We start from the raw sequence: 14,370 nt of genomic DNA on the forward strand, positions 1-14,370 counted from the left end.
GCGTCAGCCCCAACAACAACTGAAGGAATCAAGCGCATCCATGTCCATCCTGACCGTGACCCTGGTGGAAGACGACACACCAATCCGCGAGGAATTCGCGCGCATGGTGCGTGAAGATGTTGGCCTCAGGCTGCTGGAGGCGGTGGGTTCCTGCGCTGAGGCACGGCGCAGCTTTTCATTTGCCCAGCCGGACGTTGCACTGATTGATTTGGGCCTGCCCGACGGCGACGGCACCGAACTGATCGCGGACCTGGCCCGCCGCTCGCGCCACACCAGCATCCTGGTGGTGACCATCTTCGGTGACGAGGCCCATGTGGTGCGCGCCCTGCAGGCGGGCGCCCACGGCTACCTGCTCAAAGACACGCCGACCGCGGAATTCGGCCGTGCGATCCGCGCAGTGAGCGAAGGCGCAGCCCCGCTTTCGCCGCAGGTGGCGCGCTATCTCCTGCGCAGCTTCGCCGCGCCGCGGACAGAGGCACAGCGCTGGCTGATGGAACCGCTGACGCCTCGCGAAAAAGATGTGCTGACAGCCGTCTCGCAAGGCCTTTCGGTGCCCGAAACAGCGCGGCACCTCGACGTCGCGCCGTCTACCGTAGCCGCCCATATCAAGAGCATTTACGGCAAGCTGGCCGTGCACTCGCGCGTCGAAGCCGTGAACCAGGCGCGCGCCCGGGGACTGATCTGAATGCGATTGCAGGGCATATGGGCCGCGCTATGCGCCTGCGCCACGCTGATGCTGGCGGCGCCGTCCTGGAGCGCCACGGCGGCCACCCTGGAACAGGCGGTGGTCGCCACTGAAGACGCAGGGCGCCCCGCCGAAGTCGATTTCAGCAAGGCTTCGCCCGTCACGCTGCCCGACAACTGGCGCCGCAGCCGCCCTGGTTTTGACGGCGTCGCCTGGTATTCGATCGCGCTCGATGCCCCTCTGAAGGCCACCGGCGCTACCGGCCCGGAGCATGAACTTGTGCTCGTCGTGCCGCGTGTGGCCGACCTGGGCGAATTCTGGCTCAACGGCGAACGGCTGGACCTTGGCGCGGGCAACGGATTTACCCGCAACCGCGCGCTGTGGGTGCCCCTGGGAGGCCACGTGCTCAAGCCCTCTGGCAACCTGCTGCAGGTGCGCGTCAGCGGCAGCGCCGACACCCGCGGCGGACTTTCGCGCATGAGCCTGGGAGCCGCTGCGGCCGTAGGGCCGGCCTTCCAGGTGCGCCGTTTCCTGCAAAGCATCGCCCCCACGATGCTGATGTTCGCGGTGCCGATCTGCCTGTTCGGCGCCATCCCGCTGTGGTTCAAGACGCGCCGCTACATCCACCTGCTGTTCGTGCTGCTGTGCCTGAGCTGGATGCCGCGGGCACTGGTGATGCTCGCGCCTGAAGCCGGGCCGCCCGGCCCCGAATCCTTGCTGTTCGCACTGGCCAGCACCCTTGTGTCCAACACGCTCATGATCATGCTGCTGCTGGAGTACAGCCACTGGACCAGCCCGCCCTGGAAGCGCTACCTCAAAGTGCTCTACGGGGTCATCGCGCTGTCTTTCGCAGCGGGCGTCGCCGCCTACCTGAAGGGCGACATGCGGCCCAACGTCGCGGCCGTGCTGCACTGGCCGTATTTCGCCCTGACCATCGCCGTGGTGCTGGCCCAGGTTCACAGGGCTTGGCGCACACGCCGGCGCAACGAAGTGTTCCTGGCCGTGACGCTGGTCCTCTGGTGGGCCGCGGTGCTGCAGGACCTGGCCATTCCCGCCGACCTGAACGCCTTCGACAGCTTCTTCATGGCCCCAGTGGCCGCGCTTCTGGTGCTGGCCACCCTGGTCGCGCGCACGCTCGAGGGCCTGGCGCTGCACAGGGCCAGCGCCGAAGAAGAGATCAACCTTGCGGTCGCCGGCGTCAGCACAGCGCACGGCCAGGCCCTGGAAGAAATGCGCGCGGAATTCGACCGCCGCAAGGCCGAGGAGCGCCAGGCCGTGATCGCCGCCGAGCGTACCCGGCTGCTGCACGACCTGCACGACGGCATGGGCAGCCAGCTGATCACCGCGCTGCGGATGACCCGCCGCGACGAGGTGCCGCGAGAGGAAGTCGCGCGCGTGATTGAGGACTCCCTGGAAGACATGCGGCTCATCATCGATTCGCTGGACCTTGAGGAAAGCGACCTGCTGCCCCTGTTGGCCAACTTGCGTTATCGGCTGGAGCCGCGGCTCAACGCCATCGGGGTTGGTTTGCAGTGGCAAGTGGGGCCGTTGCCGGAGATGGACTACCTGACACCCGAGACAGGCCTTTCCATCCTGCGCACGCTCCAGGAGGCCATCAACAATGCAGTGCGCCATGGCGCGGCCAGGACCATCACCGTTCGCGCACGTGACACCGCCAGCACCCTGGAGCTGTCCGTCACAGATGACGGCTGCGGCTTCGACACGCACGCCGTTCCCGCACCCGGCAAGACCCAACGCGGCCTGGCCGCGATGCGAATGCGCGCACAAAAACTGGCGGGCCAGGTCCGCATTTCCAGTGGCACACATGGAACCTGCGTGACGCTGGAGCTTCCGTTAAGACGTTGAGACGGCACCCTTCAACCGCATACACAAAACTTTGGTACGAAGCTTGAGCCGCCCTCTTCTTACGACACTCTTGTGGGCTGCGAGTCCGGCGCCTTGACCGACGCGAGCACGCGGTCGACCATCACGCCTGCCTGGCCCAGGTTATTCATCGGATCGCAGAACGAGGCCAGCTGCTTCCGTGTCACGTGCTTCTTGATTTCGGGATGCTCCGCCAACAACTCGATCAGTGGGCGCTTTTGCTTGAGCGCGTCGCGGCAAATGTCGTAGACCAGGTCGTGGGCGTATTCACGCCCGATGTAGGGGCCCAGGCCCATCATCACGGCCTCCGACATCACGAGGCCGTGGGTCATGTCGATGTTGCGGCGCATCTGCGCGGCATCGACTTCCAGACCCGCGAGGATGAACTTCGTCTGCTTGAGTGCGCCCGAGATCAGGCAAAAAATCTCGGGCATCGCCACCCATTCGATCTCCCAGGGGCCTGTGGAGCGTTCATGGTCGGCGACCATCGCGTCCATCAGCGATGCGGCCAACTGGCGCACCACGGAGATGTTGGCGTGGATGTAGAGGCAGGAGATGGGGTTGCGCTTTTGCGGCATGGTTGACGAGGAGCCGCGCCCTGGCGCGAAAGGCTCAAACACTTCGGCGACTTCGGTCTGCATCAACAGCTTCACATCCATAGCGATCTTGCCGAGCGAGCCACCGACGATGCCGAGGAAGGCGCCAACTTCGGCGAAGTTGTCGCGCACGGTGTGCCACGAAATCAGGGGCTGCCCGAGGCCGAGTTCCTTCATGAGGCCAGCCTGGGTTTCCATCGCACCTTTTTCAAGCGAGGACAGGGTGCCCGACGCGCCGCCGAACTCGCCAACCAGCACCCGCGGCTTGAGCTGCGTGAGGCGCTCGCGGTGGCGCTCGATACCTGCGAGGATGCTGGCCATCTTGTAGCCGAAGGTGATGGGCGTCGCCTGCTGCAGGTTGCTGCGGCCGATGATCGGCGTGTCGCGGTGGTCGCGCGCCAGTTTGGCGAGCGAGGCCGAGATGTCCGCGAGGTCGGCCTCGACCAGTGCGAGGCCCTCGCGTATCTGCAGCACGGCGGCCGTGTCGGTGATGTCCTGCGTAGTGGCGCCCCAGTGGCAGTATTCGCCCAGGCCATCCTTGCAATGCGCGTTGATCTGGTTGACCACGGCGATGATCGGGTAGCCGATCTGCTCGGTCTTGGCCTTGAGCTTGACCCAGTCGATCTGGCTGGGCTCGCAGTTCTTCACGATCTCTTCAGCCGCCTCGTTGGGAATGATGCCGAGGGCGCCCTGAACCTTGGCGAGCGCGCGCTCGATGTCCAGGTATTTGGCGGTGCGATTCTCGTCCGACCAGACATGCCGCATGGCGGCATCGCTGAACATGTCGCCGAAAATTTTTGAGTCGATGATGGTTGCGGACATAGCTTCTCCGTTGGGTTATGTATCTTGTGAAAAATCAGGGGTGCGTGCAGCCAGGGCCACGATACGCTCGGCTTTGAGGACAACCGGGCGATCGACCATCTTCCCGTCGAGCTGGATGGCGCCGCCGCCGGCTGCGCGCGAGGCGCTCAGGATGCGTTGTGCCCAAGCCAGCACTTCGGCGTCAGGCCGCAGCGCTCGATGCACTGCGGCAACCTGCACGGGGTGTATGCACATCTTGGCGCCGAAGCCAAGGCAGCGTGCCTGCGCCATGTCGGCGGCAACCCGGTCCGCATCAATGTCTGGCGTGACGCCAGCCACGGGCGAGGGCAAACCCGCGGCGCGTGAAGCAATAGCCAGCTGGATCGCGGCGTGCTGCAGGGCCGGGCTGTCGGCGGGAAGATCAAGGTCGGCCATGTAGTCGAGCGAGCCGAAGGCCAGGCGTGCGATGCCCGGTGCGGTGGCAAGGTCGAAGGCGGCCAGCAGGCCACGCGCTGTTTCGACCAGCGGCAACACGGCGGTACCCGCATCGAGCGAACCAAGAACGTCAGCCACCTGCCGTCTGTTTTCGCATTTCGGAAGCATGACGCAGACTGCCCGAACCTGCCGCAGGAGCTGCAGATCGTCTGCGTACCAGCCCGTGCTCGCGTCGTTGATACGGATCAGCAGCTTGCCGCGAATCTCCTCGTTGGCGGAGGGTATCCACGCTGCGATGGCTTCGCGCGCGGCAGCCTTGTCCGAGGGCGAGACTGCGTCTTCCAGGTCGATGATGACGCGGTCCGCACCCGAGGCCAGCGCCTTCGCGAATCGCTCCGGCACGTTGCCCGGCACGAACAGGTAGCTCAGCGGCACGACGGGTGACATGCTCATACAGCGCCTTCCGCGCGCAGCTGGGCAATCTGTTCGGTGCCGTAGCCGAAGTGGTTCAGGATCGCGTCGGTGTGTTGGCCCAGCGCGGGCACGGCGTCCATGCGCGGGGCGCCATGTTGCCAGGAACCGGGCGGCAGCATGGCGGGCACGGTGCCCGCCGGTGTATCGATTTCACGCCAGCGCGCGCGAGCTTGGAGTTGCGGATGTTTCCACAGCTCGCTCATGGTGTTGACTTGCGCGTTAGCGATACCGGCGGTTTCCAGCCGCTCGACAACTTGCGCGGCGGTCAGGGTGCTGAAGGCTTCAACGATGATTGACGAGAGTTCGCTCCGGGCGGCGCTGCGCTGTGCATTGCCGGCGAAACGCGGGTCACTGGCAAGCGCGGGCCGCAGCAGCACTTTTTCGCAAAACACCTTCCACTCGCGTTCGTTCTGCAGGCCCATCATCACGGTCTTGCCGTCACCGGCCAGAAACGGGCCATAGGGGTAAATGGTCGCGTGGCTGGCACCCGTTCGCGGGGGCGGCGCCGCGCCTTCAAAGGCGTAATAGAGCGGGTAGCTCATCCACTCCGACAGCGACTCGAGCATCGAGATGTCGATGCGCTGACCCTCACCGGTCTGCCGACGGTGCATGAGCGCGCCCAGGATGTTGGTGTACGCATACATGCCGGCAGCGATGTCGGCGATGGATGGACCGGCCTTGGACGGTGTGTCGGGCGTACCGGTTACCGAGACGAAACCGGCCTCGCTCTGGATCAGCAGGTCATAGGCTTTTTTGTCGCGGTAAGGGCCGTCGTCGCCATACCCCGAGATGTCGCACACGATGATGCCGGGCTTGCGCTTGGCCAACGCTTCGTACGACAGACCGAGCCGTGCTGCAGCGCCCGGCGCGAGGTTTTGCACCACGACGTCGGCCTCTTCAATGATCAGGCGCATGAGGATCTTCTGCGCCTCCTCGTGCTTGACGTCCAGCGTCAGGCTTTCCTTGGAGCGGTTGGTCCAGACGAAATGCGATGCAAGGCCCCGCACGCGACTGTCGTAGGCCCGCGCGAAATCGCCCACACCGGGGCGTTCAACCTTGATGACCCGCGCACCCATGTCGGCCAGCTGCCGTGTGGCGAAAGGCGCCGCGATGGCGTGTTCGAGCGTGACGACGGTGATGCCCTTGAGTGGTTGCATTGCGTTTCCTCAGCCCAGCGTGGCGGTGGCATCCATCGTGAGCCAGCCTTCGTGGTCACGCCCCCACAGCCGCACGCTCTTGCCGTCGGCTGAAGGCTGCCCGTGGATCGAGAACGGGTTGACGTCGAACGTGGGCCGGACCGCCTTGAACTCAAATTTCCGCACCATGGCCTCAGGCATGTGCCGACGCAACAGGTCCATGAGCAGCGTGGCGATCAAGGGGCCGTGCACGATAAGACCGGGGTAACCCTCGACCTCCGTGACGTACTTTCGGTCGTAGTGAATGCGGTGCCCATTGAACGTGAGGGCCGAGTAGCGGAACAGCAGCACGTCGTCGGCAACGATGCGGCGCACCCACGCGAATTCCGCGGGCGCTGCCTGCGGCGGCGGAGCCACGTCGGCCGGCGTTGGCGCCGCACGGTAGACGATGTTGTGGTGCTCGGTCAACGCTACGCCTGCAGAACCGTTGCGGCGCAGTTCATGGCGCACCTTCACGAAAACCAGGCTGCCGGTGCGGCCGCTCTTTTCCGTCACATCAACGATGGTTGAGGTGCGCGCGAGCGCGTCGCCGACACACAGCGGCTCGTGGAACTCGAAATCGCTGCCGGCCCACATGCGGCGCGGCAGCGGAACGGGCGGCAGGAAGCCGCCGCGCCGCGCATGGCCATCCGGGCCGATCTCCGATTGCGCGTGGATCGGCAGGAAATACAGCCAGTGCCAGAGGTAGGGCAACGGCGTGCCGGGCGCGGGGCGCGAGGTGTCGGCGCGGTCGAGCGTGGCCGACAGCGCTGCGTACGGCGTGGCAGTGGCGGTGTCTTCCACTGTCTCGATGCGGCCTGTCCAGTCTTGCAAGTTCATGCGCATACCCTTCTTTCAGTAAAACTTGCGCGACTTAGTCGAGCTTGATTTTTGCGGTCGCCACAACGCCCTTCCAGCGCGTGACTTCCTTCTGCACCAGGGTTTTGAGTTGCGCAGGCGTGCTGGTTTCAACCTCGGCCCCCTGGTCTTCAATGAATTTCTGTACGGTTTTTTCGGCCAGTACGCGGTTGATCTCCTGGTTCAGCCGGTCAACCACCACCTTGGGGGTTTTAGCGGGGGCGAACATGGCGTACCACTGCGACATGCTGACGTTGGGAATTCCCTGCTCGGCCAGCGTCGGAACGTCAGGCAAGACGGGAGATCGCTTGTCACCGGCGATGCCGAGCGCCTTGAGCTTGCCGCCCTTGATTTGCGGGTACGCGGTAAACAAACTGGGAAACATGTATTGCGTGATGCCAGAGATGGTGCTCATCACGGCGGGCGCTGAGCCTTTGTGGGGAATTCCGATCACATCCACCCCTGCGGACAGCTTGAACAGCTCGCCTGCGATATGCGGTGCGGTGCCATTCCCCGCCGTCGCGAAGCTGAAGCTGTCGGGTTTGGCCTTGATGAGCTGCACCAGTTCTTTGGCGGTCCTGGCCGGCACTTCCGGGCTGACGACCAGCACCGTCGGAGATGCCGCCACCATGCCGATGGGTTCAAAATCGGTGACCGGGTCGTAGCGCAGCTTTTGCAAGGCCGGGTTGATGCCGTGGGTAGCGATGTAGCCGAACATCAAGGTGTAGCCGTCCGGCGCGGCGCGGGCCACGAACTCGCTGGCAATCGCGCCGTTCGCCCCGGCCCGGTTGTCGACGATGACCGGTTTGCCGAGCCGGGCGCTGAGTCCCTGGGCCAGGACGCGCGCCATCGCGTCGTTGGCGCCGCCGGCGGAGGTCGGCACCACGATGGTGATCGCTTTTTCGGGCCAGTTCTTGGGCGTCGCCGGACTGGTCGCCGCCATGGAGGAGCCAACCGCCAGTGGTAGCAAGCTCAGCATCAGCAAAGTCCGGACGTGGTGTTTCGGCAGCATGGTTTGTCTCCTGTGGATGTTCTGGTTGCCGGATCTTCGGCGAATGAAGGGAATCCGTGAAGTGCAACTTTTGCTAGTATTGGTGCATGGCACGCATCAATTTCGATTTACAGCAACTCGAAGCCTTCGTGGCGGTGGCCGAGCGCGGGAGCTTTCGCGCAGCAGCCGACCATATCCATCTTTCCCCACCCGCTTTAAGCCGGCGCATCGACAAGCTCGAGACCATCCTGGGCGCGCGGCTTTTCAACCGCACCACACGAGAGGTCGAACTGACGGCCCTCGGGCACGTTTTCCTTGATCGCGCACGCGCCGCGCTGGACGACCTCGAGTCCGCCATGCTCGGCATCACCGACATCGCCGGCAGCCGGACCGGCCGGGTCACGGTGGCCTGCGTGCCTTCCGCGGCCATCCATTTCCTGCCCACGGTCGTGAGCTCTTTCTCCGAACGCTACCCGCTGATCCGCGTCCGTGTGATTGACGAAGCCGCCGGCGCGGTGATGGCCAGCGTAGTGTCGGGCGAGTCGGACTTCGGCATCAGCTTCATGGGCAACCAGGTGCCCGGGGTGGACTTCGAGCCGATCCACACCGACCCCTTCGTGGTGGCCATGCCGCGCCGCCATGCACTCGCCGGCCGCAAGACGCTGTCCTGGAAGAACCTGGAAACCGAGCGCCTGATCGCGGTATCGCGTACCAGCGGAAACCGGCAACTGCTGGATGACGCGCTGGCCAAGGCGGGTATCAACCCCTCGTACCGTCTCGAGGTGAGCCACATCGCGACACTGCTCGGTATGGTCGAAGCAGGGCTCGGGCTTGCGGCCGTACCGCGCCTGGCCTTGCCGAAACGGCATCCGTCGATCATCGGCGTTGCGCTCGTGGCACCGGCGGTATCGCGTGTACTGGGCCTCACCACCTTGCGTGGCACGACGCTGCGCGCACCGGCAAAGATGTTCTACGACTACCTGCACACGGCGCTGAAAGAGCGTCGCTAAGGGAAGTGCCAAAGGCCGGCACTGGTGCAGGCCAGGCACCAATGCGTACTGGTGTTTTTCCTGTTCGGGTCGCGATGAAACTTCGAGCGCCCGAACGATGGGTAGTGGAGCAACCACCGCGACCACCTCGGCCTTCCACCCGAATCAGGGCAGCCGGCCTGGCGGGCGCGTGCCGAAAGGATCGGCTGCGCCTGTTGCCATTCGCGCGCCAATTTGGTTATTATAAATAACTATTATTGTGACTCCGTGGCAACCAGTAGAAAAGGCGTATGACCTATCAACCCGCTGTGCAAGATGCGCAATTCATTCTTTTCGACGTACTGGACGCGGGCGGCCAATTGCGACCGATCGAGCGCTTTGCCGATACCGACGGCGACCTGCAGCGGCAGGTTCTGGAGGAAGCAGGAAAGTTCGTCGCCGAGGTTGTGGCGCCGCTGAATGCGGCGGGCGACAACCCGGGGTGCCGCTTCGATGCCGGCGCGGTCGTGACGCCTCCAGGTTTCGTACAGGCCTACCAGGCGTTCTGGCAGGCAGGCTGGCCTGCGCTTTCATGCGCGCCTGAACACGGCGGGCAAGGGCTGCCCTGGGTGCTGGAAGGTGCGCTGTACGAATGGCTGAGTGCCGCCAACCATGGCTGGACCATGGCACCGGGCCTGCTGCACGGAGCCTATGAGTGCCTGGCCCATCATGGCAGCGATGAATTGAAGGCGACTTACCTGGAAAAACTTGTCTCTGGCGAATGGCTGGCCACGATGTGCCTTACCGAAGCGCATGCCGGCAGCGATCTCGGACTGGTGCGCACCCGCGCAACGCCGAAGCCGGACGGCAGCTACCGCGTCAACGGCAGCAAGATCTTCATTTCCGGTGGCGATCACGATCTCACCGGCAATATCCTGCATCTCGTCCTCGCACGCCTGCCGGATGCACCTGCCGGCCCCAAAGGCCTGTCGCTGTTTCTCGCCCCCAAGCTGCTGATGGACGGCAGCCGCAACCATGTCTACTGCGATCGCATCGAAGAAAAGATGGGCCTGCACGGCAGCCCCACCTGCGCCATGCGCTTCGATGATGCGACAGCCTGGCTGGTAGGCCAGCCGGGCGAGGGCCTGAACGCAATGTTCGTGATGATGAATGCGGCGCGTTTGCACGTGGCGCTGCAGGGCATCGGCCTGCTCGACGCCGCATGGCAAAAGGCCGATGCCTATGCGCGCGAGCGCAGGCAGATGCGCGTGCCCGGGCCACGCACCAGCACCGAGCCCGCCGACTTCATCATCGGCCACCCGGCGATGCGCCGCCTGCTGGATACGCAACGAGCCTGGATCGACGGAGGGCGCGTGCTGGCTTACCAGACAGGACTCGAGCTCGACATCGCCAGGTACCACCCTGACCCCACTCGTCGTGAAAGGGCACAGCAGTGGTGCAGCCTGCTCACACCCGTGTTGAAGGCTGCTTTCACCGATCAGGCTTTCCACGGCGCCAGCGAATGCCTGCAAGTTTTCGGTGGCCATGGCTACATCCGCGAATGGGGAATCGAGCAGACCGTGCGCGATTCACGCGTGACCATGATCTATGAGGGCACCAACGAGATTCAGGCCATCGACTTGCTGGTCCGCAAGGTGATACCGGACGGCGGCAAGGCGTTGCGGCAGATGTTCCAGGTCCTGCAGGAGGGCCTGGACGACGGGCGCGCGAACGAGAAGGCTGTATTGAGCTGTTTCGCCCGCCTGGAGATGACGACCGCAGCATTGATCAAGGTCGCGGGTGCGGCGCCCCAGTTGCCCTATTGGGTCGCTGGCGACTACCTGCGCGCGGTGGCGCTGGCACTGCTTGGTTGGGCTTGGGTGCGCATCTGCAACACGCCTGGCGCGCAAGGCAGTGAGCGCTGGCAAGGCCCAAGTGAAGCGCTACGGCGCTGGGTGATGCCTGAGTTCGATATGCGGCTGGGCATCATCGAAGATGAAATCAGGCGCCGGGATTGACCGGCCTTTCATGTGGACGGGGCGACACCGGATCGACGGTCAACCCCAGCATGCCCTGGGCGTTGAGAGATCAGATCTTCCGCACGCCTTGGGCAGCCTGCTAGTTCTGAACCCCGCGACCGCCCAAGGTGCGCTGCGCATCGTTTTCAAGCGCGATGGCATCATCGAAATGGCGAAGGCCGATGTCGTTGAGAACCCGTTTGAAGCTGGCTGCCACCACCGGCTGAAGCGACGCCAGCCTGGCGCCGATTTGTCGGGAAGCCGATTCGAGTTCCTGGTCGGAGACCACTTTCCAGACAAGTCCCCAAGCCATCGCCTGCGCAGGTGAGAACTCTTCGCCCAGGAGCATCAGCGCCTTGGCGCGCGCAACGCCTGCATAGGCAGATAAGGTGGCGGTCAATCCACCCGTCACAAAAACCCCGAGGGAGGACTCCGGCAACTTGAAGCGGGTGCTTTCCCCCGCGATCACAATGTCCGCATTGAGCATCCACTCCAAGCCGGCGCCGACAGTCCAGCCATGAACCGAAGCAAGCACCGGCTTGGGCAGGGACACCAGCGCTTTGGACACGGCTTGCACCAAGACCAGGTCCTCTTCAGTGGGTGGCGCACTGACGTCCCTCCCCGCACAGAATGCCCGGCCATTGCCGCGCAGAAGGAGCACCCGGACGGCATCGTCGCGCGAGGCCAGCTCTATAGCAGCAAGAAGTGCGCGCGCAAGCTCGTTGTCAATGGCATTGAGCTTGTCGGGGCGGTTCAGGGACACGGTCATGATGCCGTCCACGGACTCGATCAGCAGCTTGGGAGTTGTCATGGGTGTGATTCTGAACCGGGAAGCCGTCAGCGAACGCATAAATTTCCGGCCTAATGTTTTTTTGGCCGGACCGTCCGCATATCGGCCCGAGGGAGCGGCGGCTTTGCTGCCTGAATTGAGCGCCCGCCAAACCTCGCAGTGCGCTGCATGCCGCCTCGAATCCGTCACTCCACGGTGACGGATTTAGCCAGGTTTCTCGGTTTGTCCACATCCGTCCCGCGCGCCACAGCCGTGTGATACGCCAACAACTGCAGCGGCACCACGTGCAGCAGCGGGCTCAGTGCCCCATAGTGTTCGGGCATGCGGATGACGTGCAGGCCTTCGCCGCTTTCGATGTGACTGTCGGCGTCTGCCAGTACATAAAGGACGCCGCCGCGGGCGCGGACTTCCTGCATGTTGCTTTTGAGTTTTTCGAGCAGTGCGTCGTTGGGCGCGACGCAGACGACGGGCATCTCGCTGGTGACCAACGCCAGGGGGCCGTGTTTGAGTTCGCCGGCCGGGTAGGCCTCGGCGTGGATGTAGCTGATCTCTTTGAGCTTGAGGGCGCCTTCGAGTGCGATGGGGTAGTGCAGGCCGCGGCCGAGGAACAGTGCGTTTTCCATCTTGGCGAAGTCTTCGGCCCAGCTGATGACTTGCGGCTCCAGCGCCAGCACGGCTTGCAGGGCGGCGGGCAGGTGGCGCATGGCTTTGAGGTGGCCGGCTTCTTCTTCATCGCTGAGCTTGCCTTTGCTTTGGGCCAGGGCCAGCGTGAGCAGGAAGAGGCCTGCCAGTTGCGTGGTGAAGGCCTTGGTGGACGCCACACCAATTTCAACGCCGGCGCGCGTGATGTAGGCGAGCTTGCATTCGCGCACCATGGCCGACGTTGACACATTGCAGATGGTGAGGGTTTGCGTCATGCCCAGGCTTTGCGCGTGGCGCAGCGCGGCCAGGGTATCGGCGGTCTCACCGCTTTGCGTGATGGTGACGACGAGTGATTTCGGGTTGGGTACCGATGTGCGGTAGCGGTATTCGCTGGCCACTTCGACTTGCGTAGGGATGCCGGCAATCGACTCGAGCCAGTACTTGGCCGCGCAGCCGCTGTAGTAGCTGGTGCCGCACGCGAGGATAAGCACCGAATCAATGTCCTTGAAGACGCGGTAAGCCTCGTCGCCGAACAGCTCAGGCACGATGCCCTCGACGCCTTCGAGCGTGTCGGCAATGGCGCGCGGCTGCTCGAAGATTTCTTTTTGCATGTAGTGGCGATACGGGCCCAGCTCTGCGGCGCCGCTGTGGGCGTGCACGGTTTTGACTTCGCGCTGGACGGCTTTGCCTTCTTTGTTGAGTACCCAGTACTTGCCGAGCTGGATGTCGACCATGTCGCCTTCTTCGAGGTAAACGATCTGGTCCGTCACGCCGGCCAGGGCCATGGCGTCGCTGGCCAGGAAGTTCTCGGTCTTGTCCTTGCCGACGCCCAGGATCAGCGGCGAGCCGGCGCGCGCGCCGACGACGCGGTGCGGTTCGTCCTTGCAGAAGGCGGCGATCGCGTAGGCGCCGTGCAGTTGCGCGACGGTGGCCTTGAGGGCTTCAAACAAATCGCCGTCGTACAGGCTGTCCATCAAATGCACGATGACTTCGGTGTCGGTCTGGCTGTCGAAGACATAGCCCTTGGCCTTGAGGCCGGCGCGCAGCTCTTCGTAGTTTTCGATGATGCCGTTGTGCACCAGTGCAACCTTGCCTGCGCGCGCCGTGGCGCCCGCGCCGCTGCCATGGCTGAAATGCGGATGTGCGTTGTGAACGACTGGCGCGCCATGTGTGGCCCAGCGGGTGTGGGCAATGCCGGTGACGCCTTCGAGTTTGTCGGCGCTCACCTGCTCCTGCAACTCGGCCACGCGCGACGTGCTGCGAGCGCGCTTCAGGCCGCCGGCGTACACGGCGACGCCGCAGGAGTCATAACCGCGGTATTCGAGGCGCTGCAAACCCTGCACCAGGATGGGAACGATATTTCGGGTCGAAACGGAAGCAACAATGCCGCACATGAAGGTCTCCTGAAGATCAATGCGGTGATGCTACGTACTTACAGTTTTCCAATGTGATCTATTTTTTCTATTTAATGGAATTTAATTTCATACACTTCAGTATATAGAATTAAATTTCATTTATATTCACTTAATGGAACAAATAACCATTGATGACGTTGACGTGAAGCTACTGGCCAGCCTGCAAACCGATGCATCGCTGAGCAACCAGGCGCTGGCCGAACGCGTCCATATCTCGCCGCCGACCTGCTTGCGCCGCGTGAAACGCCTGCGCGATGCCGGGCTGGTGGAGCGTGAAATCGCACTGCTCAGCCCCGACAAACTGGCCACCCTCACCGGCCACGGGCTGACGGCCCTGGTCGAAATCACGCTGGATCGTCAAGGCACCGAGCAGCAGGAAGCGTTTGAGGCGCGGGTGGTGCAGGACGACGCCGTTCAGCAGTGCTACCGCGTCTCACCGGGGCCGGACTTCATGCTGGTGGTACATGTGGCCGACATGCCGCGCTACCTTGCGCTGGCACAGCGGCTTTTCACCAGCGACGCGAATGTGCGCAACGTGAAGGCATTTTTCAGCACCAAACGCGCAAAATTTGAACCAAAAGTGCTTCTAGGCCAATAGGAATCTGCGCGAGGGGCTATCAAAACAATAGCAATACGAC

General features: G+C 63.6%; 12 protein-coding genes. 5 read left to right on the forward strand and 7 right to left on the reverse strand.

Annotated features, from left to right (window positions below):
• The first annotated feature begins 40 nt into the window (after positions 1-40).
• Both AC1DWQ_RS12910 and AC1DWQ_RS12915 read left to right on the forward strand, forming a co-directional pair.
• Positions 41-685: a response regulator gene (locus AC1DWQ_RS12910; RefSeq protein ID WP_477669996.1), complete on the forward strand. Its 645-nt coding sequence runs from the start codon at positions 41-43 to the stop codon at positions 683-685.
• Positions 686-2,551 (forward strand): sensor histidine kinase, encoded by a 1,866-nt coding sequence (locus tag AC1DWQ_RS12915; protein ID WP_477669997.1) that lies wholly within the window; start codon positions 686-688, stop codon positions 2,549-2,551.
• A 59-nt stretch (positions 2,552-2,610) separates the two neighbouring features.
• Here AC1DWQ_RS12915 and AC1DWQ_RS12920 read toward each other — a convergent pair whose 3' ends face one another.
• The 5 genes from AC1DWQ_RS12920 to AC1DWQ_RS12940 are packed head-to-tail and all read right to left on the reverse strand — an operon-like array spanning position 2,611 to position 7,920.
• Complete coding sequence (locus AC1DWQ_RS12920; RefSeq protein WP_477669998.1) at positions 2,611-3,987, reverse strand: class-II fumarase/aspartase family protein; 1,377 nt, start codon at positions 3,985-3,987, stop codon at positions 2,611-2,613.
• Positions 3,988-4,002: 15 nt separating this feature from the next.
• The gene (locus AC1DWQ_RS12925) at positions 4,003-4,854 is read right to left on the reverse strand and encodes an HpcH/HpaI aldolase/citrate lyase family protein (RefSeq protein ID WP_477669999.1); all 852 of its coding nucleotides are present in this window, start codon (positions 4,852-4,854) and stop codon (positions 4,003-4,005) included.
• Positions 4,851-6,032, reverse strand: coding sequence for a CaiB/BaiF CoA transferase family protein (locus tag AC1DWQ_RS12930; RefSeq protein WP_477670000.1), 1,182 nt, complete (start codon positions 6,030-6,032; stop codon positions 4,851-4,853). The genes AC1DWQ_RS12925 and AC1DWQ_RS12930 overlap by 4 nt, the downstream gene beginning before the upstream one ends.
• 9 nt (positions 6,033-6,041) lie before the next feature.
• On the reverse strand, positions 6,042-6,890 hold the full coding sequence (locus AC1DWQ_RS12935; RefSeq protein ID WP_477670001.1) for an HTD2 family dehydratase: 849 nt from the start codon (positions 6,888-6,890) through the stop codon (positions 6,042-6,044).
• 34 nt (positions 6,891-6,924) lie between these two features.
• Positions 6,925-7,920 (reverse strand): Bug family tripartite tricarboxylate transporter substrate binding protein, encoded by a 996-nt coding sequence (locus AC1DWQ_RS12940; RefSeq protein WP_477670002.1) that lies wholly within the window; start codon positions 7,918-7,920, stop codon positions 6,925-6,927.
• Positions 7,921-8,006: 86 nt separating this feature from the next.
• Between AC1DWQ_RS12940 and AC1DWQ_RS12945 the strand changes: the two genes are divergently transcribed.
• On the forward strand, positions 8,007-8,909 hold the full coding sequence (locus AC1DWQ_RS12945; protein ID WP_477670003.1) for a LysR substrate-binding domain-containing protein: 903 nt from the start codon (positions 8,007-8,009) through the stop codon (positions 8,907-8,909).
• 269 nt (positions 8,910-9,178) lie between these two features.
• Positions 9,179-10,885 (forward strand): acyl-CoA dehydrogenase family protein, encoded by a 1,707-nt coding sequence (locus tag AC1DWQ_RS12950; protein WP_477670004.1) that lies wholly within the window; start codon positions 9,179-9,181, stop codon positions 10,883-10,885.
• Between the two features lie 100 nt (positions 10,886-10,985).
• Here AC1DWQ_RS12950 and AC1DWQ_RS12955 read toward each other — a convergent pair whose 3' ends face one another.
• Positions 10,986-11,696: an enoyl-CoA hydratase/isomerase family protein gene (locus AC1DWQ_RS12955; protein ID WP_477670005.1), complete on the reverse strand. Its 711-nt coding sequence runs from the start codon at positions 11,694-11,696 to the stop codon at positions 10,986-10,988.
• Positions 11,697-11,860: 164 nt separating this feature from the next.
• Complete coding sequence (gene glmS, locus AC1DWQ_RS12960) at positions 11,861-13,711, reverse strand: glutamine--fructose-6-phosphate transaminase (isomerizing) (RefSeq protein WP_477670006.1); 1,851 nt, start codon at positions 13,709-13,711, stop codon at positions 11,861-11,863.
• 133 nt (positions 13,712-13,844) lie between these two features.
• On the opposite strand from glmS, the gene AC1DWQ_RS12965 reads away from it, so the two are divergent.
• The gene (locus AC1DWQ_RS12965; protein WP_477670007.1) at positions 13,845-14,330 is read left to right on the forward strand and encodes an Lrp/AsnC family transcriptional regulator; all 486 of its coding nucleotides are present in this window, start codon (positions 13,845-13,847) and stop codon (positions 14,328-14,330) included.
• Positions 14,331-14,370: the final 40 nt, after the last annotated feature.

The sequence above is a fragment of the Polaromonas sp. P2_G11 genome, assembly GCF_056403595.1.

Coding starts and splice junctions, on each gene's coding strand:
- AC1DWQ_RS12910 (WP_477669996.1), top strand. CDS start 41: ATGTCCATCCTGACCGTGACCCTGGTGGAAGACGACACACCAATCCGC.
- AC1DWQ_RS12915 (WP_477669997.1), top strand. CDS start 686: ATGCGATTGCAGGGCATATGGGCCGCGCTATGCGCCTGCGCCACGCTG.
- AC1DWQ_RS12920 (WP_477669998.1), bottom strand. CDS start 3,987: ATGTCCGCAACCATCATCGACTCAAAAATTTTCGGCGACATGTTCAGC.
- AC1DWQ_RS12925 (WP_477669999.1), bottom strand. CDS start 4,854: ATGAGCATGTCACCCGTCGTGCCGCTGAGCTACCTGTTCGTGCCGGGC.
- AC1DWQ_RS12930 (WP_477670000.1), bottom strand. CDS start 6,032: ATGCAACCACTCAAGGGCATCACCGTCGTCACGCTCGAACACGCCATC.
- AC1DWQ_RS12935 (WP_477670001.1), bottom strand. CDS start 6,890: ATGAACTTGCAAGACTGGACAGGCCGCATCGAGACAGTGGAAGACACC.
- AC1DWQ_RS12940 (WP_477670002.1), bottom strand. CDS start 7,920: ATGCTGCCGAAACACCACGTCCGGACTTTGCTGATGCTGAGCTTGCTA.
- AC1DWQ_RS12945 (WP_477670003.1), top strand. CDS start 8,007: ATGGCACGCATCAATTTCGATTTACAGCAACTCGAAGCCTTCGTGGCG.
- AC1DWQ_RS12950 (WP_477670004.1), top strand. CDS start 9,179: ATGACCTATCAACCCGCTGTGCAAGATGCGCAATTCATTCTTTTCGAC.
- AC1DWQ_RS12955 (WP_477670005.1), bottom strand. CDS start 11,696: ATGACAACTCCCAAGCTGCTGATCGAGTCCGTGGACGGCATCATGACC.
- glmS (WP_477670006.1), bottom strand. CDS start 13,711: ATGTGCGGCATTGTTGCTTCCGTTTCGACCCGAAATATCGTTCCCATC.
- AC1DWQ_RS12965 (WP_477670007.1), top strand. CDS start 13,845: ATGGAACAAATAACCATTGATGACGTTGACGTGAAGCTACTGGCCAGC.